General features: G+C 46.4%; 18 protein-coding genes. 9 read left to right on the forward strand and 9 right to left on the reverse strand.

Going from position 1 to position 25,696, the window contains the following annotated elements; genetic code table 11:
* Nucleotides 1-134: 134 nt before the first annotated feature.
* Nucleotides 135-1,109, reverse strand: coding sequence for a MoxR family ATPase (locus tag QE357_RS03380; protein WP_309705818.1), 975 nt, complete (start codon nt 1,107-1,109; stop codon nt 135-137).
* 134 nt (nt 1,110-1,243) lie between these two features.
* On the opposite strand from QE357_RS03380, the gene QE357_RS03385 reads away from it, so the two are divergent.
* Entirely contained in the window at nt 1,244-1,759 is a 516-nt protein-coding gene (locus QE357_RS03385) for a hypothetical protein (protein ID WP_307142011.1), read from the forward strand.
* 75 nt (nt 1,760-1,834) lie between these two features.
* Nucleotides 1,835-2,557, forward strand: a complete 723-nt coding sequence (locus QE357_RS03390) for an RluA family pseudouridine synthase (RefSeq protein ID WP_106636797.1) — start codon at nt 1,835-1,837, stop codon at nt 2,555-2,557.
* A 138-nt stretch (nt 2,558-2,695) separates the two neighbouring features.
* On the opposite strand, the gene QE357_RS03395 is transcribed toward QE357_RS03390, so the two are convergent.
* A complete protein-coding gene (locus QE357_RS03395) occupies nt 2,696-5,260 on the reverse strand; it encodes a TonB-dependent receptor (RefSeq protein WP_309705821.1) in 2,565 nt (854 codons plus the stop codon).
* A gap of 170 nt (nt 5,261-5,430) precedes the next feature.
* The gene (gene alaS, locus QE357_RS03400) at nt 5,431-8,061 is read right to left on the reverse strand and encodes an alanine--tRNA ligase (protein ID WP_309705823.1); all 2,631 of its coding nucleotides are present in this window, start codon (nt 8,059-8,061) and stop codon (nt 5,431-5,433) included.
* A gap of 371 nt (nt 8,062-8,432) precedes the next feature.
* Between alaS and QE357_RS03405 the strand changes: the two genes are divergently transcribed.
* The 7 genes from QE357_RS03405 to sprA all read left to right on the forward strand — a co-directional run bounded on the left by QE357_RS03405 (nt 8,433) and on the right by sprA (nt 20,951).
* Nucleotides 8,433-8,852, forward strand: a complete 420-nt coding sequence (locus QE357_RS03405) for a MerR family transcriptional regulator (protein WP_309705826.1) — start codon at nt 8,433-8,435, stop codon at nt 8,850-8,852.
* A gap of 172 nt (nt 8,853-9,024) precedes the next feature.
* Complete coding sequence (locus tag QE357_RS03410; protein WP_106636800.1) at nt 9,025-9,456, forward strand: YkvA family protein; 432 nt, start codon at nt 9,025-9,027, stop codon at nt 9,454-9,456.
* A gap of 102 nt (nt 9,457-9,558) precedes the next feature.
* Entirely contained in the window at nt 9,559-9,759 is a 201-nt protein-coding gene (gene tatA, locus QE357_RS03415; RefSeq protein ID WP_106636801.1) for a twin-arginine translocase TatA/TatE family subunit, read from the forward strand.
* An 86-nt stretch (nt 9,760-9,845) separates the two neighbouring features.
* On the forward strand, nt 9,846-11,288 hold the full coding sequence (gene gatA / locus QE357_RS03420; RefSeq protein WP_309705828.1) for an Asp-tRNA(Asn)/Glu-tRNA(Gln) amidotransferase subunit GatA: 1,443 nt from the start codon (nt 9,846-9,848) through the stop codon (nt 11,286-11,288).
* 139 nt (nt 11,289-11,427) lie between these two features.
* Nucleotides 11,428-12,864 carry a LysM peptidoglycan-binding domain-containing protein gene (locus QE357_RS03425; RefSeq protein WP_309705830.1) on the forward strand — a complete coding sequence of 479 codons (1,437 nt, stop codon included), beginning with the start codon at nt 11,428-11,430 and terminating at the stop codon, nt 12,862-12,864.
* A 56-nt stretch (nt 12,865-12,920) separates the two neighbouring features.
* On the forward strand, nt 12,921-13,514 hold the full coding sequence (gene ruvA / locus QE357_RS03430; protein WP_106636804.1) for a Holliday junction branch migration protein RuvA: 594 nt from the start codon (nt 12,921-12,923) through the stop codon (nt 13,512-13,514).
* Nucleotides 13,515-13,700: 186 nt separating this feature from the next.
* A complete protein-coding gene (gene sprA, locus QE357_RS03435) occupies nt 13,701-20,951 on the forward strand; it encodes a cell surface protein SprA (RefSeq protein ID WP_309705833.1) in 7,251 nt (2,416 codons plus the stop codon).
* A gap of 206 nt (nt 20,952-21,157) precedes the next feature.
* Here the strand turns inward: sprA and QE357_RS03440 are convergent, their stop codons facing one another.
* The 6 genes from QE357_RS03440 to QE357_RS03465 all read right to left on the reverse strand — a co-directional run bounded on the left by QE357_RS03440 (nt 21,158) and on the right by QE357_RS03465 (nt 25,551).
* Complete coding sequence (locus QE357_RS03440) at nt 21,158-21,442, reverse strand: protease inhibitor I42 family protein (protein ID WP_309705835.1); 285 nt, start codon at nt 21,440-21,442, stop codon at nt 21,158-21,160.
* A gap of 87 nt (nt 21,443-21,529) precedes the next feature.
* Nucleotides 21,530-22,306 carry a C1 family peptidase gene (locus QE357_RS03445; RefSeq protein WP_106636807.1) on the reverse strand — a complete coding sequence of 259 codons (777 nt, stop codon included), beginning with the start codon at nt 22,304-22,306 and terminating at the stop codon, nt 21,530-21,532.
* Nucleotides 22,307-22,347: 41 nt separating this feature from the next.
* Nucleotides 22,348-22,929, reverse strand: coding sequence for a hypothetical protein (locus QE357_RS03450; protein ID WP_309705839.1), 582 nt, complete (start codon nt 22,927-22,929; stop codon nt 22,348-22,350).
* 5 nt (nt 22,930-22,934) lie between these two features.
* Entirely contained in the window at nt 22,935-23,759 is an 825-nt protein-coding gene (locus QE357_RS03455) for a hypothetical protein (RefSeq protein WP_309705844.1), read from the reverse strand.
* 122 nt (nt 23,760-23,881) lie between these two features.
* Nucleotides 23,882-24,580: a DUF2589 domain-containing protein gene (locus tag QE357_RS03460; RefSeq protein WP_309705846.1), complete on the reverse strand. Its 699-nt coding sequence runs from the start codon at nt 24,578-24,580 to the stop codon at nt 23,882-23,884.
* 380 nt (nt 24,581-24,960) lie between these two features.
* Nucleotides 24,961-25,551 carry an HD domain-containing protein gene (locus tag QE357_RS03465; RefSeq protein ID WP_309705848.1) on the reverse strand — a complete coding sequence of 197 codons (591 nt, stop codon included), beginning with the start codon at nt 25,549-25,551 and terminating at the stop codon, nt 24,961-24,963.
* Nucleotides 25,552-25,696: the final 145 nt, after the last annotated feature.

Here is a 25,696-nt window from a genome sequence, read left to right on the forward strand (position 1 = left end):
CTATCCAAACCCGTTCTGGATAGACCCAGTCAACTCAGTTGTTATTGTTGATGCAATGGTCTTATACTCAATGTTACCAGCGAAAAAGCTGGCAACGGATGTTCATTGAAAATAGAAAACCGCCCACTGAAAACTCAACGCGGCACTTCGATTTTCTTGATGATCTGATCGATAATCGCATCTGGCGTAGTGCCCTCCATTTCTTTTTCGGGCGTAAGAATCAGTCGGTGACGTAAGACCGGAGTGGCTAACTCCTGTACGTCTTCGGGGGTAACGAAATCGCGGCCTCGCAGGGCGGCTAAGGCTTTGGATGCATTTAATAAAGCTACCGATGCCCGTGGAGAAGCCCCCAGGTAAAGAAACTTGGAATTACGCGTTTCGTGAACGATCTGAGCGATGTAAGTCAGAACTTTATCTTCGATTAATACCTGCCGAACTTTTTCGCGTAAGGCCGCTAATTGTTCTTTCGAAAGAATGGCCTGAATGGTATCCATCGCATCCGCAATCTGGCGGCGTTGGTGGTGGCCCTTTAGAATTTCCGTTTCCTGATCCAGCGAAGGGTATTGAACGACAATTTTAAATAGAAAACGATCCAGTTGGGCTTCAGGTAAACGATACGTTCCTTCCTGCTCAATGGGGTTTTGCGTAGCTAACACCAGAAACGGAGCCGTCATGTGATAAGTATGGCCCGCGTTAGTTACCTGCCGCTCTTCCATGACTTCAAATAGGGCCGACTGCGTTTTGGCCGGAGCCCGGTTGATCTCATCAATCAGAACGATGTTCGAGAAAATAGGTCCAGGTTTGAATTCAAAATCAGAGGTTTTAGGATTGAAAACGGAAGTTCCCAACACGTCTGATGGCATTAAGTCGGGCGTAAACTGAATTCGATTGAAATCTACCGAAATCGTTTTCGCCAGTATCTTTGCCGTCAGCGTTTTCGCCACACCGGGTACGCCTTCGATAAGCACGTGACCGTCTGCGAAAAGAGCCGTCAAAAGCAGGTCAATCATGGATTGCTGCCCAATAATTATCTTACCTACTTCCGTCCGAATGTCGGCCACGGTCTGGTAAAGTTCACTTAAGTCAATACGAGATTCAAAGGCGTCCATGTACTGTGTTGCGTTGAAAAGGTGGCAAAATACAGAATCCACGCCGAATTTCCCGATGAATTTAAACCATCATTTCAATACTAAAGCGATTTGTAACGTTTACCGAAGTACGTTGACTACTACGAGCGATGCTGATGATACGAAATTTACTAGTTTACCTATTAATGCTGGGAATTGGGATAAGTGCCTGTAAAAAGAAACCCAGCCCCGAACCAAGCCCGACGGTTCCCCCATCCAGTACATTTTCGCAAATTCAACGCCGAATTCTGACGCCGACCTGTGCAACGGCGGGATGCCATGCCTCTCCGCAGGACCCAGGGTATGCTACTCATCAATTAGTATTAGCGGCTGGACAGGCTTACAAAAATCTCTTTAATGTAGCTCCGGTTAATGCACTGGCTATTTCGGATGGTTTGTTACGGGTTAAACCTTACAAATCCCTGGAAAGCCTGTTTTATCATAAATTGAATTTCGATGCTTCGCACCACGGGGGAAAATTCTACGGTAGTCCCATGCCGTTAGGTGGTTCACCTCTATCGGTTGGTCAGATTGACTTTGTTCGCCGCTGGATTGAAGCTGGAGCTCCCGAAACAGGAATTGTCGCCGATTCTACGTTGCTGGATGATAAAACACCCAGCCCCGGCGGGTGAATTTTATCGCTTAAATTAAAAAGGAAAGATTAGTTCTGTAAATCAGATAACGATTGAAAGCCGTACCTTTGCGGCATGAAGCCACTGAATTTTAAGGATTTAATCATTTTCGAAAACGAAGATTACATCGTTATTAATAAACCCCCTTACATTGCCTCGCTCGATGAGCGTCAGGCGGATAACTCCCTGAGTATTTTAAGGATGGCTAAAGCGTATAGTGATGACGCCCAGCTTTGCCATCGTCTGGATAAAGAAACGTCAGGTGCTCTGGCGATTGCTAAAAACCCCGAAGCATACCGACATTTATCCATGCAGTTTGAGCACCGTGAGACGGTGAAACGGTATCATGCCGTGGTGAATGGTGTACACAATTTTCAGGGAGAATCGGTGTATTTGCCCATTCTGGCCCTGCCCCGCGATGGCGTTGTGAAGATTGACCGGGCGAAAGGGAAAGAGGCCGAAACGCTGTTTTTTACGCTGAAAGCCTACCGCCAATATACCATTGTGGAATGCTTACCTATTACGGGCCGCATGCACCAGATTCGCGTACACCTGATGTGTATGAAAGCTCCCATCGTTTCGGATGAAACCTACGGCGGGAAGCCCGTTTTTCTGTCTCAGTTGAAGAAGAAATTCAATCTTAAAAAAGATACTGACGAGCAACCTCTGATGAAACGCGTCGCTCTGCATGCGTACTCACTGACCTTTAATTTACTGAATGGGGAAGAAGTAAAAATTGAAGCTCCGTACCCAAAAGATTTCGAGGTTCTGGTGAAGCAGCTGGAGAAAAATGGTTAGTTGTTGGTTATTTTTTGGTTGACAGTTGTTTGTTTTTAGTTGTCCTTGGATAATCTAACAACGAATAACCAACCACCACACAAAAGGGTTACGGAATCGCTCCGTAACCCTTTTTTTCTATCAACGAACAATTATCAACTAAAACTTCAGATTCAAGCGTGTAAACCAGAAAGTACCGTTATTACCCATTTGAACAGGGTCCCAGGCTCCGCCGGATTCGGTCAGGCTGGGAACGTGCATGGTAGGATAGACATTAAAGATATTGGTGGCACCCAGGGCTAAGCCTACTTTAGGCGTAAAGCGATAACCCAGGGTTACGTCTGTGGTTACTTTCGGCTTGTAAATATCAAATTTCTCGGCGTCAGGTACGTTTTCGGCATAATTCCAGTTCGCTAGTTTGATTTCACCAAAACGAACGAAACGCAGCATAACGTTGAACTTACGAAGGGTATAATCAAAAGACAGATTAATCTTCGAAGGAGGAGCGGAAGCTATAGTGAAATAACGTTCGCGTAAGTTGAAATAAATGTCTTCTTTGCCTTTCAGTTTGGGCGTTGTGTTAGGTTCTCCATTGATCGTTAACTGATTAAAGTTGGCCGCTAACGAAGACGTTAAACTTCCATTGCCAAGGCCCGTGCGATGGGTCAGGATGACATCTAGCCCTTTCGTTGTCGTTGAAATGGCGTTGGTAAAAAACTGAGCTTGTCCAACATTCAGAGCTTTTAAATCTTTGCCAATCGCATCGTCGTCATCGCTAAACTGACCGGTTAACACAATCCGATTTTTGATTTTAACCAGGTAACCGTCCACTGTTAATGACAAATTATTGGTCGGATTCAGGGTAATGCCTGCACTTAAGTTTTGAGAAGTTTCCTGCTTCAGTTTAGGAATACCCAACGTCTGCGTTACCTGACTGTTATTACGAGCAATTAATACTTGAACGGGTATACCATTTACGAAGTTAGTAATGGTAGAATTGAAGTAAATCTGGGGTAACGACGGTGCCCGGAAACCCGTGCTGGCTGTGGCCCGCAGGGTCAGGAAATCCGTTACTTTGTAGCGGGCCGAAAGTTTTCCGTTAATGGTTCCGCCAAAGTCGCTGTAATGTTCATAACGAGCTGCTACGCCAAACAGGAATGCTTTAGTAATGTCGGCTTCCATATCTACATAAACCCCCAGGTTCGACCGACCTTTATTGATCACATCGCCTGGCTGGAAACCTGGAAAACCCTGGGCACCGGGAGCTACGCCCGTTTTGTAACTACGATAGGAAGCTTCTTCTCCCGCAAAAATCTGGTAATTCTCCATGCGGTATTCAGCTCCGGCAGCAAAGTTGAATCCTTGCAGGGCTTCCTTATAGAAACGAGAGAATTTCAGACCCGTTACGTTCTGATTCAACTGAAATCCACCCGCGTCGAAAGATCTGGGTGAGGAAGCTCCCAGCGAGGTATTCAGCGTATTGTTAACGAAGTAATGAAAACGATTCGAGCCGAAGTTGTTATAGACGTCAAGTTCTGCTTTTCCGAGTAAATGACGAACGCCCACGGTAATCGAACGATCGTTGATTTTACTGGAAATAATGGGATCGAAGCCATCGGGATAAATGGCTGGAACATTGCGGTCATTATCGGCAAAACGAGTCCAGGCATACGCGTCGCCTTTGCGGTAATTCAGTCCGCCAAAAGCATACAATTGCGTGCGTTCCGACAAAGGCAGACGAGCGTTCAGGTATAAAGCCGAGTTTTGAGCTTTGGGGTCACCGTACTGGCGACGGACTAGATCGCCCGGGGTGGTATTAGCCCGGTTGGTATGATCGCGGAAGTTATAATCGGCGGTGAGATTAACAAAACCATCTTTTTTGATTTTGAACCCGTAATTTGCGTTCAGGTTGTAGTTCAGACCGTCAAATTTCTTGTCATCAAAGCGATACTTAGCCTGATACGCTCCGGCATTGGCATTTACTTCCAGCACGTCAGTCGTCGTTTTCAACACGATGTTAATTACGCCGGCGATGGCATCTGAACCATATTGAGCAGCGGCTCCATCGCGAAGAATTTCAATGCGTTCGATGGCAGAAGCCGGAATGGCGTTCAAATCGGTTCCGGTATTACCCCGGCCCCGTGTGCCAAAAAGGTTCACTAACGAAGACTGATGGCGACGTTTCCCGTTGATTAATACCAGGGTCTGATCAGGACCCAGGCCGCGTAAGGAAGCCGGATCCACGTGATCGGCTCCGTCAGCACCCGTCTGACGGTTCGAGTTAAAGGAAGGTGCTGCATACTGTAGTAACTGATTCACGTCCAGTTGACCCGTACGTGAGATAACCTTCTGCAAATCAATAATATCCACCGGGGCGGGCGTGTCGGTTGGAGATCGGTTCAAACTGCGGGAACCCACCACTTCAACCTGATTCAAAAGGTTACCTTCCTGTAAAGAAAAGTCCAGGGTGGTTAATCCGTTCAGCGGTAATTCTACTTTATCATACCCCACAAATGAGGCTACCAGTACGGCGTTAGCCGCACTTACGGAAAGGCGATATTGACCGTTAGCATCGGTAGTAGTACCCGTATGAGTACTTTTTTCGATAACGGTTGCTCCTGCTAATACTTCGCCAGTGGATGAGGTTACTTTTCCGGTAACGGTAATTCGCTGAGCGAAAGCCGACATGGAAATCAAGAGGAAGAAAAATATTTTTTTTGTCATAAAAATGTTTGGGGTGATGTAGAAAAGGGTAATGGATACAAATGGTTAAAGGTTGCTTAATATAATCAATAAAACCATACCTGTTTTTACTGAAGACGTATTAAAATAAAGAACCCTGACTTCCATAAAAGTCAGGGTTCTTTATTTTAATAGATGCCTTAAAAAGCTTCCTAGATTAACGTAGCCGCTTTCTCAATTACTTTCGGTAAACCTGATACGTCAGAACCACCAGCCGTGGCAAAGAAAGGCTGACCGCCACCGCCGCCTTTGACTTCCTTCGCTAATTCACGAACGAGCTGCCCGGCGTTGAGGCCGCGTTCTTTCACCAGATTTTCGGAAATCATCAGAGCTAGCGAAGGTTTGCCCCCTACTTCAGCTACTAGCAAAGCGAAGAGGTTATCTACTTTATCTTTTAACTGATAAGCCAGTTGTTTCAGAGCGTCGGCGTTGGGCACTTCCACTTGTTCAGCGATGAAGTGAATGCCATTTTTCTCACTGATTTTCGAAACCAGAGCTTCCCGAACGGAGCCTAATTTCTCGATTTCCAGCGAGTCTACGCGTTTTTGCAAGGCTGCTTTTTCTTCGAGTAAGCCCTGAACGGATTTCAGTACATCCTGCGTTTTCAGTAATTCTTTCAACTGACTTAGTAACGAGGACTGTTCTTCCAGCAATTCAAAGGCTTTCTCCGAAGTAATGGCTTCAATCCGGCGAACACCCGTCGAAGAAGAGCTTTCGGAAGTAATCTTGAATAAGCCGATTTCTCCCGTAGCGGGTACGTGTGTACCGCCGCAAAGCTCTACCGAATAGTTGGGGTCGAAGGTAATGACGCGAACGAAATCACCGTATTTCTCGCCAAACAACGCTGTAGCTCCCCGCTGACGAGCTTCGTCGATGGGCACGTTACGATCTTCCTGAAGAGCAATGTTCTCACGAATTTTTTCATTCACCCGTTGTTCCACCCGAGCAATTTCCTCGTCCGTCATTTTCGCGAAGTGAGAGAAATCAAAACGCAGTAAATCAGGACTCACCAGCGAACCTTTCTGAGCCACGTGTGAGCCTAATACTTCCTGCAAAGCACTGTGCATTAAGTGGGTAGCCGTGTGGTTGGAAGCAATCAGTTTCCGGCGGGAAGCGTCCACTTTTGCCTTTACCTTTGTCCCGTGAGCCTGTAGTTTTTCTTCAAACTCCTCGTCTTCAATGACATGAATGCTAAGGTCGTTTTCTTTCTTGGTATCCACCACAATTAGCTCGGCGTTGGGCCAGGCCAGTACGCCCGTATCACCCACCTGTCCGCCAGATTCGGCGTAAAAAGGGGTTTCATCCAGTACTACGTGGTATTGGGTTTTGCCTTTGGCTTCTACTTTGCGATACTTCGTGAGCGTTGAGTCGGCTTCGGTCTGGTCATAGCCCAGAAATACGGTTTTGCCGCCTTCCTGTAATTCCACCCAATCCGATTTCTCCGTAGCCGCATCCTTCCGGGAGCGGTTTTTCTGTTCGGCAAGAGCTTTCTGGTAGCCTGCTTCATCGATGGAAAAACCTTGTTCACGAGCAATCAGAGCCGTTAAATCCACGGGGAAACCGAAGGTGTCGTTCAGTTCGAAAACGGTAGCTCCTTCGATAACCTTACTTTCCGATTCCTGAGCCAGAATCTTATCTAATAAGGTCAACCCTTTTTCCAGCGTACGCAGGAACGCCGCTTCTTCTTCCTGAATAACTTTTGCTACGAAATCTTTCTGAGCAATCAGTTCGGGGAAAACACCATCGAATTGATCTGCTAATAAAGGAATCAGGCTGTACAGGAAAGGTTCGCGGAAACCCAGGTAGGTGTATCCGTAGCGAACGGCCCGTCGTAAAATCCGGCGAATGACGTAACCAGCCCGAACATTGGAAGGTAACTGTCCATCGGCAATAGCGAAGGCAATGGCCCGGATGTGATCCGAGATGACCCGCATGGCGATGTCTGCCCATTTATCTTCTCCGTAAGTCTTACCGGCTGCTTTTGCAATGAAATCAATCGTTCCGGTGAAAACGTCGGTATCGTAATTTGATTTTTTTTGCTGAATCGCCATGCAAAGACGCTCAAAACCCATTCCCGTATCTACGTGACGAGCGGGCAGAGGTACGAGCGAGCCATCGGCTTTTCGCTCGAATTGCATGAAGACGTTATTCCAGATTTCAACTACCTGTGGGTGATCGGCGTTTACGAGGGACTTGCCGGGAATGGCATCCACTTCGTCCTGATCGCGTAAGTCCACGTGAATTTCCGAGCAGGGGCCGCAGGGACCTACTTCGCCCATTTCCCAGAAATTGTCTTTTTTATTGCCTAAGATGATGCGGTCTTCACTACCCAGAATTTCCTTCCAGAGATCAAACGCTTCCTGATCGAAAGGCACGCCGTCTTTTTCGTCACCCCCAAAAACCGATACATACAGACGATCTTTGGGAAGTTTATACACTTCCGTTAGTAACTCCCAGGACCAGTGTAATGCTTCTTTTTTGAAATAATCACCAAACGACCAGTTCCCCAGCATTTCGAACATCGTGTGGTGGTAAGTATCAAACCCTACATCTTCGAGGTCATTATGCTTACCAGATACCCGAAGACACTTTTGTGTATCCGCGATCCGGCGGGAGGGAGGCGTACCGTTACCCAGGAAATAATCTTTAAACTGAGCCATTCCTGAGTTATTGAACATCAGGGTAGGGTCGTTTTTAGCCACCAGCGGGGCCGAAGGAACAATTAAATGGCCTTTTGATACAAAAAAATCAAGGAAAGCCTGGCGTATCTCTCTGGAAGTCATGGGATATTCGTGAGTCAGCAGGTTTCAGTTACTAAAAGGAAACCGCTGGAAATTAGCCTGCAAAGGTAATTTAAATTTCCTTGCGGGCGAAAGGTGTGTGAAAGAGCAATGATTTTGCGGAGAAGAATTTTTTTTGTTGAAAACCAATTGTTTATAGAAAAATGTTAAAATTATATTTTTGAAAATAGGATTTGTTAAAAGAAAATAAGGCATTTTTAAGGCTCTAATACGGTCAATCGACCTATTTTTAATTCCCTAACCTTGCAACCATATTTCTTCTGACGTAGTTTACGTTAGAAAGAATAGGGGCAGGGCTATGGACTTTTGGGGCTAGCAACACCTTCACCGGAACTTATTACTATGCGGCGGTTATGACGGACGAGAAGCGGTACTATACCATACGAGAAGTAGCAGATATGTTTTCGTTTGATATCTCTAAAGTGAGATATTGGACGGACAATTTCCCCACGCTCAAAAATAAAGTGAAGCGGAATCGGGGGGGCGACCGTATGTATACCAAAGAAGATATTCGTCAACTGGAGATTATCTATCAACTGGTTGAAGAACGCGGCTATACCTTAAAAGGAGCCCGCAAATACCTTGAGAACAAAGAATTCAAACAGGAGAATAATACCGAGCTGGTAGATTCCCTGTTGGAGTTACGCAAGTTTCTGCTGGATCTGAAAGCTACACTTGATGAAAAGACCGGACGTAATCGCAAGTTTGAAGTGGCCGATAAAGGAGAAAAAGACGAAGAGCAAAGCTTGAAGCTGGCTCGTCAGGTGAAATAAAGAAATAGAACATAAAGGAAAGGCCCGCGATCTTCGTGGGCTTTTTTGTTGCCGCTACTAAAACTTTTCAACAGGGGTACGGGTTTTTAGAGAAATTATGGAGAGAGAAGACATTCTTGTTGTATTCTTTTGCGTTATTTATCGACTATAATTTTGATTTTTACATACTCTAATGGCTGATACCAAGAACCTCCTGGAACGCATTTTACATTCCGTTTTTTTTAAAAGTGCTCAGAAAAAAGCCAGCAAGTCGGCTCGTAATCCTGCTTTTCTTTTACAGTTAATGACCCGTGTTTTCCAGGCTTCCAACAAAGCTGGAATCATCAGCGATGTACAGGAAAAAATCAGTTTACTAGGACGGCTGATTCGGGCTTATGCCAAAGGCGAGTACCGCACATTACCCTGGAAAAGTCTGGTATTAACCGTTACTGTGCTAATCTATTTTGTCAGCCCCATTGATGTGATTCCTGATTTATTACCCATCGTAGGATTTACGGATGATGTAGCCTTGTTAGTATGGTTGTTTCGCACGATTTCCACCGATCTGGACGCCTTCAGTGAGTGGGAGAAACGGGGAGCAGTGACGGTTGAAGAGGTAAAATAGGGCTCGAGCCTTCGATGGTGTAAAAGAAAAAGCTCGGAGTAAATACCGAATTTTTCACCTGAAATTCTTAACTTTACATTCATATTATTAAAGACATTGATTATGGAAATGGCAACAATTTTGGCGTTTGGCCTCGGTGGTCCCGAAATCGCCCTGATTATTTTTGCCCTTGTTCTCCTCTTTGGAGCCAAGAAAATCCCTGAACTCGCAAGAGGCTTAGGAAAGGGCATTCGCGAGTTCAAGGACGCTAGTAAAGATGTCCGCAGCGAAATTGAAAAAGCAGGCGACGAAGCCAATAAATAGTCGTTTTTGCTACTACTTCAGGGCATAGTCACACGACTAGGCCCTTTTGTCGTTTTTTACAGAATCCTCAGATTATCCAGTATATTTTGAAGTACTACTCCTCCTTCCGTTCGCTTCAGCAGGATTTACGCCAAGGCACCACTTCCTGCCTTGCCATGGTCGATTATTACCTGAACCGTATTGAAAACCACACTCATCTGAATGCCTTTCTGGACGTTTACGCAGACGATGCCCGTACTCAGGCCAGTCGTGTAGACGCCAAGCTAGCCGCCGGAACGGCTGGAAAGCTGGCAGGGATGGTCATCGGCATCAAAGACCTGCTTTGCTACGCCGATCACGGAGTACAAGGGGGGAGTAAAATTCTGAACGGATTCGTCTCGCAGTTTACGGCTACCGCCGTGCAACGTCTGTTGGATGCCGATGCAGTGATTATTGGTCGGCAGAACTGCGACGAATTTGGGATGGGCTCTTCGAACGAAAACTCTGCTTTCGGTCCGGTGCGAAATGCCTTCGATGAAAGTCGGGTCCCGGGCGGTTCTTCGGGTGGGTCTGCCGTTGCCGTTCAGGCCGATTTATGCTTTGCTTCCATTGGTACCGATACGGGTGGTTCGGTTCGGCAGCCTGCTGCCTTTTGCGGGGTAGTTGGTTTAAAACCAACGTATTCACGTGTATCCCGCTGGGGCCTGTTAGCGTACGCTTCTTCTTTCGATACCATCGGCCCGATTACCCGTTGTGTAGAAGATGCTGCCCTGATTCTGGAGGTCATGGCGGGAGCGGATGAGCAGGACAGCACCGTCTCGCAAACCCCGGTTCCTGCGTACTCGGAGAAATTAACTTCGGGTGGTCTGAGAAAAATTGGCTATTTTCGTGAAAGTATCGATTCAGAAGGAGTAGACGAATCAGTGAAAGCCGTTCTTCGTCAGACCATTGAACGCTTACAGGCCGAAGGGCATACCTTAGTTCCGATTGATTTTCCGCTGGCTCATTATTACCTGCCAACGTATTATATTCTGACTACGGCTGAAGTAAGCTCCAATCTTTCCCGTTACGACGGCGTTAGATACGGTTACCGAAGTCCGCAGGCCGTTGATCTGGATTCGCTATACCGACTCAGTCGTACCGAAGGTTTAGGCAGCGAGGCCCGCAAACGAATTCTGCTGGGGACGTTTGTTTTAAGTGCAAATTATTATGACGCTTATTACACGAAAGCACAGCGAGTTCGGCGTTTAATCAAGGAAGAAATCGAAAGGCATTTCCAGGAAGTAGATTTTATTCTGTATCCCACCACGCCTTCAGTTGCCTTTCCTTTAGGAGAAAAGTCTTCGGACCCCTTAAAAGAGTTTCTGGCTGACATCTTTACGGTGCAGGCCAACCTCACGGGCACTCCCGCTATTTCACTTCCGCTGGGAAAAGATAGGCAGGGTTTACCCGTTGGCATTCAGGTGATAGCCCCTGCCTTTGGCGAAGAACAGTTACTTGCTTTTGCCAAGTCTCTGGAGGGGATTACTGAGCCGCAATTAACGATGTAATTAATCAACCGAATGAATAGAAAGTTATTGCTTTTTGCAAGAAGAGCAATAATGAGCACCCTTCTGCCCCACTGATCGATAAAGTATGTCCTGAGAGTTTCGCGAGGAAACTCCAGTATCACCTAACAACAAACTCTCAATGATGAGACCAATTCGAATCCTGACTGTTGCAGCAGCGATTGCCTCATTTTCGATTTGTTCCGTAGGAGCACAGACCGATTCGACGCAAAAGAGTATTGCTTCCGCTACGGTTACGAAAGATTCCGTGCCACAGGTTGATTACAACCTGGTTCACGAGCGGATGAAAAAACTTCAAAAGGAGATTCCCCTGAATCACAACGATGTAACGCATCAGTACGTCGAATTTTTTACGTTTCGTAAGCCTTCTTTTGTGAAGGAAATGCTGGAACGAAAAGCCTTGTTTTTTCCCATTTTTGAAAAATACCTCGCTCAGTACGGATTACCCGATGAGTTGAAGTATCTCTCCCTGATTGAATCACGGCTAGACCCCAAGATTATCTCACACGCCGGAGCTGGCGGGTTATGGCAGTTCATGCCCAGCACTGGACGCATTGATTTCAAGTTACGGATTGATAAATACGTAGACGAACGCTTTGACCCTTATAAGGCTACCGAAGCGGCCTGTAAGTATTTCCTGCAACTCGGTCGGATTTTTAATAATGACTGGGAAATGATGCTGGCATCCTATAACAGCGGTCCGGGCAATGTTTCACGGGCGGTTCGTCGTTCGGGCAAGAGTAGCTATTGGGATGTGTATCCCTACCTGCACAAGGAAACGCGGGGTTATGTGCCTCAATACGCGGCGATTGTTTACATGATGCATTATGCCGCAGATCATGGCATCAAGCCCGATACGGTTCGCTCAATTGCTGCGTTTGATACGATTCACGTCAATTCTTACATGAATCTGAAAATGCTGGCGACTGCGGGTCAATTTTCCTACGATAAATTCAGACAGCTGAATCCACAGATTCTGACGGATGTTTTACCAGAAGATACCCGTCGGTATCCCATCCGCTTGCCTAAAGAGGAGCTAAAGCATTTTTACGCTCACCGTCAGGAAGTAATGCTGTCTGCTACACAGTCTCCGTTTGCGGAGCGTACCATGCTGGCTTTCAACACAACCAGCAACGAAAGCGATGAAGATCAGGATGCAGAAGCGAAAGTAACAACGCAGTCGAAACGATTGTCCCACAAAGTTCGTCGGGGCGAAACCCTGTTTTCAATTGCCCGCAAATATCAGGTAGCCGATGCCCAGCTTAAAAACTGGAATCACCTGGGCCGTTACAATAAAATTCATGCTGGACAATCGTTGGTGATTTACAAGCAGGTGGATGTAAGTACACAACCGACGGCTACTTTAGCGAAAAATACGACGAAGGCTTCACGTGAAGATCGGTTGAGTAAAGTTCGGAAATATCATACCGTTCAGCCCGGCGATTCACTCTGGAAAATTTCGCAACGGTACGGTGGCATCTCCATTGATAAACTGAAAAAACTAAACGGCATTAAGGGGAATGATGTAAAACCCGGCCAGAAGTTAATTGTGATTTGAAACCAGCGAAAGGTGAGTCAGAAAGGCTCACCTTTCGTTCCCTATACACGCCTGCCATGATTGCTTACCTAGACGGAAAACTAGCTTTAAAAGAACCAGCTTACATTATTATTGATGTACAGGGAGTGGGTTATGAAGTTCGCATTTCCCTGCAAACGTTTTCGACCTTACCCGAGGTAAACGAAAAATGTCGATTGTTTACTTTTCTGAATATTCGGGAAGACGCTCATGTCCTATTTGGATTTCGGGAGATGACCGAAAAACAGTTATTCCTGGATTTAGTAAGCGTTTCCGGTATTGGCCCGAACACGGCTCTGGTTATGCTTTCGTCACTTTCTTCGGTGGAAATCCGGCAAGCCATCATTACCGAAGATTTACGCGTTATTCAGGGAATTAAGGGCATTGGAGCCAAAACGGCACAACGGGTGATTCTGGAGCTAAAAGACAAACTCAAGAAAGATCACCTAGCTTCGGGCAGCATGACAACCAACCTCTTCCTCGGCCCTAATTCAGCCGCCCGGACGGATGCTATTTCAGCTTTGATTGTCATGGGAATCCCTCGTCCAGTTGCCGAAAAATCCGTGGATACCATCCTGAAAAAACAACCGGATAGTACAGTAGAAGAATTAATCAAATTATCACTGAGATAACGTTTTAAATAGATTTTAAAAAATACCATTTCTTAATTGCAAACAAGTGGGAGCCCATCCCACTTTTTTTTGCAATTTTACTCCAGTTTCTGCGTTTAGGTTGCGGTAACCTGCCATTGGTTCCTCAGTCCCTCAATAGTTAACACGTACCTACCCCAGTTTATATATAGGACATTATACCTAACAATGCGAATTTTCCAACCCGTTCGAAAGTCAGGAGTTTATTCCCGGCGGAGGCGATGGATTACGGTACCCGGATTTATAAGGGCTTTCTTCTTGATTGGAACAACGTTTATGGTCGCCAAGGGCCAGGTTGTTCGCCCTGATTCTGTTCAGCAGGATACACTGTACCGTACCAAAACTGGCCGACGACCCTATCTAAAAGTACCAGACCGATTAGGCAGCCGATTCAGCTATCGTTTGCCGCAGTCGCCCTTAGTGCCCCATGATCCTAAAACCTTACAAACCCAATTCAGATACGATCCCAACGGACAGCGGATTATTGTAGATGATCACTTTAGAGTAGGGGATACACATCTGCCTTACCGAACCGGCGAAGCCATTTCGCTGGATGAATACCTGCGAATTCAGAACGATGCTTCCTACCGGGATTTAATTCGTGAATACGCGGCTCGTTCAGATGGTAAAAGTGAAGTTTCGGGTCGGGGACTTTTTCCAAAAATAAAGCTGACGGACCCTTCGCTCGACCGGATCTTTGGTTCGAATATTATCGACTTCCTACCCAACGGTTCGGTAATGCTCGACTTTGGGTATCTCCACCAGAACATTGATAACCCGGCTATTCCTGTACGGCAGCGTCGGACGGGTAACTTCATTTTTAATGAACAGATTGCCATCAACTTCGCTGGAAAAATTGGTGATAAGCTCAACCTGAATACCAATTTTGATACTAAAGCCGCTTTCAATTTTGAGAATAAGCTCAAGCTTGGTTTCCGAAATCAGGAAGAAGACATTATTCAGCGGGTGGAAGCGGGGAACACTAGTTTCCGAACCAATAGCCAGTTAATTCCTAGTGTTGAGAACCTTTTTGGGGCCAATGTAGCTCTGCGGTTTGGCAAACTGGATGTGAATATCGTAGCGGCTCAACAACGTTCTAAACGTCAGAGTATGACCCTGAAAAATGGGGCTCAGAACAGGCCGTTTAGCATTCGTGAAGACTTATACGACGAGAACCGTCACTTTTTCCTTAGCCATTTTTTCCGGGATAATTACGAACGTTCCTTGCAGCAGTTACCCATGATTACCTCCGGGGTAAATGTAACGCGGGTAGAAGTGTACGTAACCAACCGCTCCCAGAGTACGGAGACCTTGCGAAATCTGGTAGGGTTGACGGATATGGGTGAAGGAAATCCGTATAACCGCACTTCTCCGCTGGTACAGCCTATTTCGGGTTCGGCCAGTTCACCAGCTAGTAATGCCATCAATGGATTGTTCCAGAATGTTTCCCAAAATCCCGTCGTTCGTCAGATTGATAATGTAGCTTCTGAGTTAACGGGCAGCAGTTATACGCGAGGTATTGACTTCGATATCTTACGGGGAGCCCGGAAACTCGGCGAACGCGAATTTAAATTTCATCCGCAGCTGGGGTACATTTCGTTATTAACTCCAGTTCGAAACGATGAAGTGATTGCCGTTGCCTACGAGTACACCTATCAGGGGCGGAGTTACAAAGTCGGTGAGTTAACAGAAGATTACCAGAACCGTCAGCAGGATGAAGTCATTGTTCTGAAATTATTGAAGTCGTCAACCATTCGGAATAATACCAGCATTCCGATGTGGGATCTGATGATGAAGAATATTTATTCCCTCAGCACGCAAACGCAGTCCAATAATACCAGCAGTTCGACGACGTATACCGGAACAACGGTCAGTGTTCAGAAGCAGGGTTTCCAACTACGAGTTATTTATAAAGACGATATTACGGGGGTAGATAACCCCGCTCTTCAGGAAAGTAATATTGCCGGAATTCCGCTGGTGCAGGTCATGAATCTGGATAAACTCAACCAGATGAGCGACCGACAGCCCGACGGAAATTTTGATTATGTAGAAGACGTAACCATCGACTCCAAAAATGGTCGGGTTATCTTCCCGGTGTTGGAGCCTTTCGGGTCAACGCTACGAAATCGGCTGAGTGCAGATAATCCTGCTTTGGTAGAAAAATACGTACAAACCACATTATACCGAGGTACGCAGATTGACGCAACGCAGGAGACGGATAAGAATAAATTCTACATTTCAGGAAGTTATCAGGGAGCCAACGGAGCTCAGATTCAACTGGGTTTTGGAGTGGATGAAAAAACGGTTCAGGTGTCAGCTGGAGGCGTTGCTTTAAATCCCGGAACGGACTTCGTGGTGGAAGCCGGAAGCGTTCGGATACTGAACGAATCGCTGATGAATTCGGGTAAAGACGTAACCATCAGTTGGGAAACGCCGGATCTGTTCAATAATCAGGTGCGAACGATGCTGGCGGGGCGTTTTGATTACCGGGTTGACCGGAACTTCAACATTGGAGCAACGGTAATGCGTTTACGCGAAAGTACCCCTGGTAACATTACCCGCGTGGCGTTAGGAAACGAACCCGTTAATAACTTCCTGTTTGGGCTGGATGCCAACCTGAAGAAAGACGTTCCGATCCTGACGAAAGCTCTGGACGCTTTGCCATTCCTGCAAACGAAGGAAATGTCAACGATTGCTTTTTCGGGCGAGTACGCTCAGTTATTACCCGGCGTAACGCCGCGTTCCCGGAATCGAAGTTACCTCGACGACTTCGAAGGCAGCCGAACCATTTATGACTTTACCCGTCAGCCCATCAAATGGAGGTTGGGGGCTACACCCGATGGATTCCCGAAAGGTAATGCTGCGAACCCACTGGAATATGCCTATCGCCGAGCCATGATTTCGGTATATAATATTGATCAGACCGTTTACGGAACGGGTGGACTGGGAAACAATTCCGTACCGGGTAATCTGGACGTTAGTAACGTATACGAACGCCAATTTATGCCGCAGGATATTTTCAAAGGAAAAGCTACCCTTAACTATAACCTCCCGCTCAATACGCTCGACATCGCCTATTTCCCCTCCGAACGCGGGATGTACAATTACAACCCGGACCTGACTTCGGAAGGCTTATTACGTAACCCCAAACAAAATTTTGGAGCCATTACCCGAGCCATTACTTCAGATAATGACTTTGATAACTCAAACATAGAATTGCTGGAGTTTTGGGTGATGGATCCCTTCCAGACAGGAGCGAAAGCCGTTGTAAAAGACGGGGTGGTTAATCAGAATAATACTACGGGAGGTAAGTTACTGCTTCACCTCGGAGACATTTCGGAAGATGTCGTTCCTGATGGACGTTTCAACTTTGAAAATGGGTTGCCCGTGGGAGAGGTGCGTAGTCAGCCCGTGAACGGCCAGCCCGCTAACGTAGACTCAACGGCCTGGGGCCGGGTTACGAAGCAGCAATTTGTTATCAATGCATTCGATAATGAGAATATTGCCGCTCAGGATATTGGTCTGGATGGTTTGAACAATAATGCCGAGCAAACGTTCTTCGGGAATTACCTCAATCAGGTACGGACGCGGGTAACGGGTCCGGCTCTCAATCAGATTCTCTCGGATCCATCCAACGATGACTTCCGCTATTACCTCAGTACGGAAGCCGATCAGAATAACTGGTCGCTGGTACAGCGGTATAAGCGAATCATGGGGATGGAAAATAACTCACCCGCGAATACTGCATCAGGCTCACAAATTACGCCGTCTTCTTCCAGCCTTCCCGATTCGGAAGACCTGAACGTAGATAATACGGTGAACGAAACCGAGAGTTATTACGAATACGAAATTCCCCTGAAGCCCGGCGAGCTGAAGGTAGGAAGTAATAACATTGTGGACGAGGTAGTCGTAAATCAGCAGGATGGGACTACAACGAAATGGTATTTATTCCGGGTAGAGGTTCGTAAGCCTACGCGTTCGGTGGGGGGCATTAATGGGTTCAAATCCGTTCGTTTCATGCGAATGGTAATGACCGATTTCGAGCAACCCGTTGTGTTGCGGTTTGCTCAATTCCAGTTAACGGGTTTTCAGTATCGGAAATATGATTACGATTTGAATGCCAAAGGTCTGGATGAAATACCCGAACCTTACGATGCTGATTTTCGGGTGTCTACGGTAAGTATTGAAGAAAATGGACCGGGAACGAAGGATGCGGGTCGTATTCCTTACGTGGTTCCTCCAGGGTACGAACGGGATCGCGACATCATGACGCTCAATAATGCCGAACTCAATGAACAGGGGTTAAGCCTTTGCGTTACTGATTTGCGGGATGGCGATTCGCGGGCAGCTTACAAACTGGTGAACTATAACTTGAATCAGTACCGCCGTCTGACCATGTCAGTGCACATGGAAAACGCCATGAATGAGAGTTCAAAAACCTCAACATTCATTCGGCTGGGAACGGATTTCAAGGATAACTATTACGAAATTGAAGTGCGGGATTTGAAAGCAACCGATCCCGGTTCGATTAACGTAGGAGCTCCTGATCCCACGCTGGTTTGGCCCCTGGATAATAAGTTCGACTTCCCGATTGATGAATTAAGGCGGGTGAAATCCGAACGAAATCGACTGGGAGCGGCCAATGCTACACCATTCACGCTGGTTTCGGAGGATGGAAAGTATAACATTACCGTAGTCGGTACGCCGGATATTTCGGCGGTGCAAGTGTTAATGCTAGGGGTTCGAAATCCTACCTCTGCGGATGGGCAGGCGAAATCATTCTGCGTTTGGGTGAACGAATTTCACGCCACGGATTTTGACCAGAAATCGGGCTATGCTGCCATTGGCCGGGCCGATATCAAGCTCGCCGATTTTGCGACAGTTACCCTGACCGGGGCCGTAAAAACCTACGGATTTGGAGGCGTTGAAACCCGAATTTCCGAGCGATCTCAAAGTAACTCGCTGGCCCTGGGCATGGCTTCAAACGTCAATCTGGACAAATTCTTCCCGCAAAAATGGGGCCTACAGATTCCGTTTTATTTTAGCGTAGATCGCCAGAATATCCGGCCGCATTTCAACCCACTGGACCCAGATATGCCGCTGGAATTATCCTTAAGCACCATGAGTGCCAGCCAGCGGGAAGCGTACCGGAAAATGGTAGAAGAGAACTATTCCCGCAAGGCAATTAACTTTTCAAACGTGCGTAAAATTCGAATGAACCCCAGCAACCGGGCTCATTTTTACGACATTGAAAACTTCTCGTTTACCTACGCCTATTCAGACGCGATTCGCTCCAATATCACCATGGCCGAATACCGTCAGTTATCGCGGCGGGGCGGCATTACTTATGCCTTCACAACGGTGCCCAGAGCCTGGGAGCCTTTTAAGAAATGGAAGAATGATCGGCATATCTTTCAATTGATTAAAGATTTCAATTTTACACCCGTTCCAACCAGCATTACCCTGCGGGCGGATATGGATCGGAGTTTAATTCGGACGCAGTATCGCAGTGCGGTGGCGGGTTCAACGGCAGGTAACCCCAGGTTAACCACCGATGGAGTTACGCCTTTGTTTGAAAAATACTGGCTATTCAATCGTCTGTATGGATTGACCTGGAATTTATCGAAAAACTGGAACGCTCGGTATAATGCGACGGCTCAGGCCATTATTGATGAACCTTACGGTGACATTAATACCCAGGAAAAGCGGGATTCGGTTATGAATAGTTTGCGGAACCTGGGACGGATGAAAAACTTTGAACAGCGTATTGATAATACCTGGCAGGTTCCTTTAAATAAAACGCCCCTAACCGACTGGATGACGGCTCAGTTGCAGTATAACGTAGCCTATAAATTTCAGGCGAACAGTTACGGCATTGTTGATTCGACGGGAACTCCTTTCGGTAACACCATCCAGAACCGGAAGGAACGCGTATTGACAGGACGCATCGATTTTGTGGCTCTATATAACCGCGTAAAAGCCTTACGCTGGGTGAACTCACCCAGGGCTCCGCGTCGGGACATTGCCCGAAGCCCCGGTGATTTTGACGAAGTAGAACAGGATAATAACCGTTTCCTGAAAAGTGTGTCGCGGTTATTACTGACGGTTCGCGGGATTCGATACACGTATGCTATTGATGAATCGACAATTCTGCCCGGCTTTATGTCAACGCCTCACTTGCTGGGGGATCGTAGCGGCGTGCCGGGTATGCCCTTCATTCTGGGAAGTCAGGATGCGAGTATTCGATACCGGGGAGCAGCGGAAGGCTGGATTTCGAAGAGTACAGTCCAGAATCAGCCTTTTGTACAGACGGTAACCAAGCGTTTTGAAGCGACTACAGACCTGGAACCCTGGAAGGATTTCAAGGTGTTCATGGATTTACGGTATAACCGCTCGGATAACTATCAGGAGTTTTTCCGTCCAGCCACGGTAAATGGAGCTTTTCAAAGTCAGTCGCCCGTGCGTTCGGGTAGTTATTCGATGAGTTACCTCTCGTTCCTAACGGCCTTTGAACGAACCAGCCGCGAAAGCTTTTCAGCGAACTTTGAACGCTTTAAGGATTACCGAAATTTATTACTGGACCGTCTGAAGCAGGCAAACCCTGCGGGCGATTCCTATAACCTGAATTCACAGGATGTATTGATTCCAGCCTTCTTTGCGGCTTACTCGGGTAAGAGTCCGGAAAAGGTAAAATTTTCACCTTTCTATAAAATTCCTCTGCCTAACTGGCGGGTGAATTACAACGGTCTGACGAATGTGCCCTGGGTGAAAAGACGCTTCTCACAGGTACAGATTACGCACTCGTATTCAAGTACCTACAACGTGGGTAGTTTCGTTTCATCGCTGGAATACGATGCCGCTTTCGTAGCTCTGAACGCTCCTATGTATCCGTTTGCTGACCGGGTTAATGCCGAAGGTCAGTTCGTTCCCGTGTATGTGATGAGTGTGATTTCTTTTGTAGAGCGTTTCGCTCCGTTCCTCGGCGTACAGTTCCGAACAAAAGATGGTATTTCGGGTGGGTTGGAATATAACCAGGATCGGAACGTTGGTCTGAACCTTTCGAACGTCTCGGTGAATGAAGTAAGTAACAAAGACCTGACGGGTCGGGTTGGTTTCACGAAGCAAAATGTGCGGTTCAACCTCGGAGGACGTCAGATCAAACTGAAAAATGACCTGACTTTCGATTGCCGATTAACCTTCCGGGATCAGCGGGTAGTCATTCGAAAACTGGAAGGCGAAACAACGCCAACGGCGGGTAACGTATTCTTCCAGTTTAACCCCAGCGTTACTTACAATGCCAGCCGTCAGCTAAATGTGCGGGTGTATCTGGATCGTACAGTAAATGATCCGTTGGTATCCAATTCCTTCCGGCGAGCTTTAACGCAGGGCGGAGTTCAGCTACGACTGAGTTTGAATTAATAGAAAAAGCTGACCTTGTGCTGCCAGCATGATTCGGTCAGCTTTTTCAAAAACTAAAAATCGGAAGTCGGGAATGTAACATTACCGCTGCCAGCTTTTCGCTGGCAGCATCAGTCCGGGCTTTAGCCATGTAGATTCTTCAAAACAAATCATAGCAAAGTCTGAATTTTATGTTATCAGCTTTTCAAATTACGAAAAGGAAATTATTAATCCTGTATCAACACTTCCAGTTCATACGCATCTATTGACTGGGTTTCCCAGGGCCTTTTTAGTTGGAAAAAGATACGGGCACGCCCGGATTTTAAAGCTTTTATGGTGAAGACCTCGCTGGCATTTTCTCCCATACGACCGTTAGATACGGACTGAAAACTTTTACTGATCAGGATACAGGAGTCTCCCGTGAGTTTGGCTTCCCACTCATAACCAGAGGTACTTTTTCCGGGAAACGCCTGACTATAGGTTTCTTCCGTTTTGAGTTCAATGCGTTTCATAGTTTTGGTACAGAAAAGAAATCGTTGACAGCGACTGTAATGCTGTCAACGATTGTGGCTCTGAAATGGGTCAATATAAATTACAGATTATTCCACGGTACGAATAGTCCAGAAATCCTGGCAAAACTGGCTACTGGTGATGTAGGCATAAGGCATCCAGAAATTTCCGGCTAGTCCCCAGTTTTCACCCCACGAATTTCGTACTAATACGGCTTGTTTCGCATCGTCATATCCAATTGCCAATACAGCATGGCCACCCCGTACGTGTTCGGTAGCTAGATTCGGAAGGGGCATTATTCCCGTCTCACGAACCGCTTGCGACATAAAACTGTCGTATACAGTGAAACCAAAAGAAAAAGGGAAGCCTTCACTTAAACAACCTTTAATGGAATTGAGGTTGTTCGGCACTCTCCAATACGAAAGGACCTGATTCTTCAACGCTTTCTTGTAGCAGGTTTGTGGGGGCTTTTTCGTGAATTTGGAGCCCGGTGCCGAAGAGTCATCATAGGTCCAGTCGGCTTCAGGACATACGCCGTCTTTGTTGAGCGATTTAACGCCATCCCGCAGAAAAGCCCCACTGTCTGATAGAACCGTATTTATCATCACTCGCTCATTGTAATATAAAAAGAGCCGAGAAGGGCGAAATGTGGGTTTTTGCTGCTTGGTCTTCGCAAATTCGAAGGCCGCACCCAGAGCATTAGCCGTGCAACTGCCCAGACCACCCTGATTATAAACGGGAGGGCATCCTGGACTTAAATCCACGCTGGCCGGCAATGCCTGCATAACTTTTAGCGGAGCGGCATAAATGTAGTCCCGGGCATCGGGAAGGTCTGGCAACCAGCCAAATTTGAATTCCTGTTCCATGATTTGTGAGCGTTAGCTGAAGGGTTTTATAAGAACGCGTACTATGAATTTTTCAGAGCATTAATGGCATCGGTCATCAGAATCCAGCCGTCATATCGACTGACCATTAACAAGACTCTTCGCTGGCCTAATAGAAGATTACTGTCGGTGGAAAGCTGTTTCCACAAACGTTCGATGTCCTGTTCGTTTTGAATGGATTGGATTAGTTCTGTGGAAATCATTCCGTTTTGCAGTCCGGCAATGAGAATTTGCGTCACTAGCACCTGAGCTTCCTGAAGCCGCTCGACGTTCTGATTGAATTGGTGTTGAATCTTTGTATACAGAGCCTGAAGTATACGAAAATAGGCTGTGCTCTGCATGTCACGTTTGCCAGTGATAAGCTTTTCAAACGTGAAGGGATTTACACCTCGCTGAACGGTCACGAACTCCATTTTCAGATGCTGAATCCAGACTTTAAGGTCATCTTTTTTCTCCCTTTCGTATGAGGTTTCAAGAAGATTGAGCAGAGCAAGCAACGCTGTATCCGTCTCAAAATCACGCTGATTATATAAGGTCATTACCCGCCCCAATTGCTCCAGTGTTTGAGTCAGTTGGGTATTTTCGTTGGTATAGAACTTTTGCATGTCTTCTATTCAAATTCAACGATGTTCTTTTCGCGGTTGGTTGCTTCATCGATGATGGTTTTTACGAAAATGCCTTCTTCCATGATTTTTGCCTTGATCGTAAATACCGTGGAATCGCTGCTCCCGTCTTTCACTAGTTGCGTTTCGGGGTTCACCAGAAGGTTAGCCATTTTAGTTTGAGATACTTGTGTACCCGCAACAACAGCATCCTGAATTTCTTTCAGCGTTTTCCGAAACAGCTCATTGCTTGGATTTTGCCGTTTGTATTCATCCATTAAGCTGTTTTCTTCCAGTTTTTTATAAAAGATTTCTGCCCATTTTACCTGAACAATGCTTTCGGGATCTTCGGGATCGGTGTTATTGAGAAGTAGCTCATAAAATTCATCGATGATCGGATCAATGCTGTCGGCCCGAAGCGGCTGATCCGAAAACTCTCCCCAACCTCTGATTTGCTTAATAATGATCGGACGAATGAAAATAGGCTTTTTCATTTCCGGGTCATTGATAAGTTTGATGTCCCGTATGAATCCTCTTTTTTGTATCAGGATGATTCGAATGCAATTGGAAATCTTAGTCAGCAACAGATTTCGAAATTCTTCTTTCTTCAGAACAAACTCCAAAATAGCCACAAATTTCGCCCCTGAGATTAATACGGGAATGGTCAGATCCATTTCGGGAATCTTAAACCGAGGTACGGAAAAGAACTTTAAGATATCATCCTTAGCATATTGCAGAGCAAGTTCTTTAGCTACGCGGTCGGCTTGGTCGCGGGCACGGGTAATCTCCGAAAAGATAAACCCAACGTATTCAGAAAGGGTGATGTTCGACATGGGGGTCACATGTTAGCCGTTGTTCAGGAAAAAGAGCATTGGTCAGCATACTTCCCGAAAGCTTCAACACTGAGGCCGATAGGCTTTCAGGAAGTGGTCTGGATAGGTATCAAAGCTGTTTTCTAGGCGGCCAGCATGCCAAGGATTTTCTCTAGTCCGGCAGGCATTTCATCCTGCACGGCTTTCACGTTGATGTTGAGGGCGTATTCTTTTTTAACCTCCACTCCCGTGGTCGATTTTCGCTGATATGACGCCGAAACTTTGAAGCTGACAGGTCCCCAACCGCCTTTTGCTTCTACTCCAACCTTAATTGAGTCAGAAATACTGGAAGTTTCTACGGAGTTAAGTTTTACATTGAAGTCAATAATGGCGTGCTCAATCCGTAAACTCGGAATAGGAAGCATAGCTAACAGAGGTACCTTAAGGTGTATTTCCTTGTCATTTGGGGTACCGTCACTGTTAACATCCTTTCGAGTGTGCGTGAAATCTACCATGACCAGCTCTTTTTTGCCCTGATCCGTTTCGGTGAATCCAACCGAATTGATAAAATTGACAGTTGCCAGAGCAGAAGCTACCTGAGCGTCCACAACCGCCTGAAGTGGGCCACCAATCATTTTCCTGAAGTCGATGTTATTGAGCTCGGAGGTGAGATTGGTCGAAGGAGCTGCCAGCGGAACCTCTTCCCGGGCGGTAATGCTGTCCAGGGTTTGGTTCGCCAGTTCGAGCCCTTTCTGTAAAGTTTCTTCCTCGGAAAGCTGGACAGAAGGCATGTCCTCTTTCGCAGGTTTGGGCTTGTTTGGTTTTGATTCTTCCTCTGCCATTTTTGTATAGGTTTGAATGGGTGAACGGTTCAGTGATCTGCTTGTAAAAGCGAGATAACTGAACAAAACTGGCAGGAATTTCAATGAGGAAAAATCCCATAATTGAGGGACAATTATAGGGCTACTTACAATTACTAAGTAAAGTTCTTGAGGAGCGAAGGGAAATTGACTAGTGGGTTTAATTTACTTATTATGAGAGCATTAATTGGTTAATGCTACTTATGTTTTTTGAAAAATTCAATACAACAGAGGTGGGGATTCAGCGGTAGGTCAGGTTCTAGCTGCCAGCTTTTCTTGCTGGCAGCGGTTTGCATCCGGCATTTCGCGAACAGGGTCTTGTACGCTTTTAGGACGGTTGCACGGGCATTCGTCAGAAATAGTTACTTCTTTAAAATTCCTCCTTCAACGCTATCGTTAATCAACTGTTCAGCGTACTGCCAGAGGGTGTCAGATCCGCGTTGAATTACTTGTTTCTTGGCATAGACCTTGTCGTAATTCACACCGAACTCGTTCCAGGTACCTCCGTTATTCGATGTATTTTGTAGAAGCGGTTCGAGTCGGTCCATGGCTCGGGCAAACTTGGCATCGTTGGTTTGCTGAGCTTCAAACTCTTCCCAGAGAGCTATGAGTTCATGAGCCTGATCTTCCGGTAATAAACCGAAGATACGTTGAGCGGCTGCACGCTCTTCTTCCGTATTATCATGGCTTTTCTGAGCGTCATAAATAAAGGTATCACCCGCGTCGATTTCTACGATGTCATGAATAAGCAACATCTTAATTACCTTCAACAGGTCAACCGGGAAATTGGCATGTTCAACCAAAACTATAGCCATCAAAGCGAGATGCCAACTGTGTTCGGCGTCATTTTCGTTCCGGTCGCTATTGAATAACTTGGTCTTCCGAAGGATGTATTTCAGTTTGTCAACTTCTTTGATGAATTCAATTTGCTTGAGAAGATTCTCGATTTCCATGCTTTAAGCCATTTAATTGATCGTAGCAAAATTGAATAGTAAGGGCGGGGGGGCAATTGCCAATTGGCAAGAAATACTTTCCTGTACCGTTCGAAGTGTTACTTGGAGTGAAGGAAAAGGGCAGTCTAGGGCTAAGGATAGTATC

It is taken from the genome of Siphonobacter sp. SORGH_AS_0500 (assembly GCF_031453245.1).
Taxonomy (GTDB): Bacteria; Bacteroidota; Bacteroidia; order Cytophagales; family Spirosomataceae; genus Siphonobacter.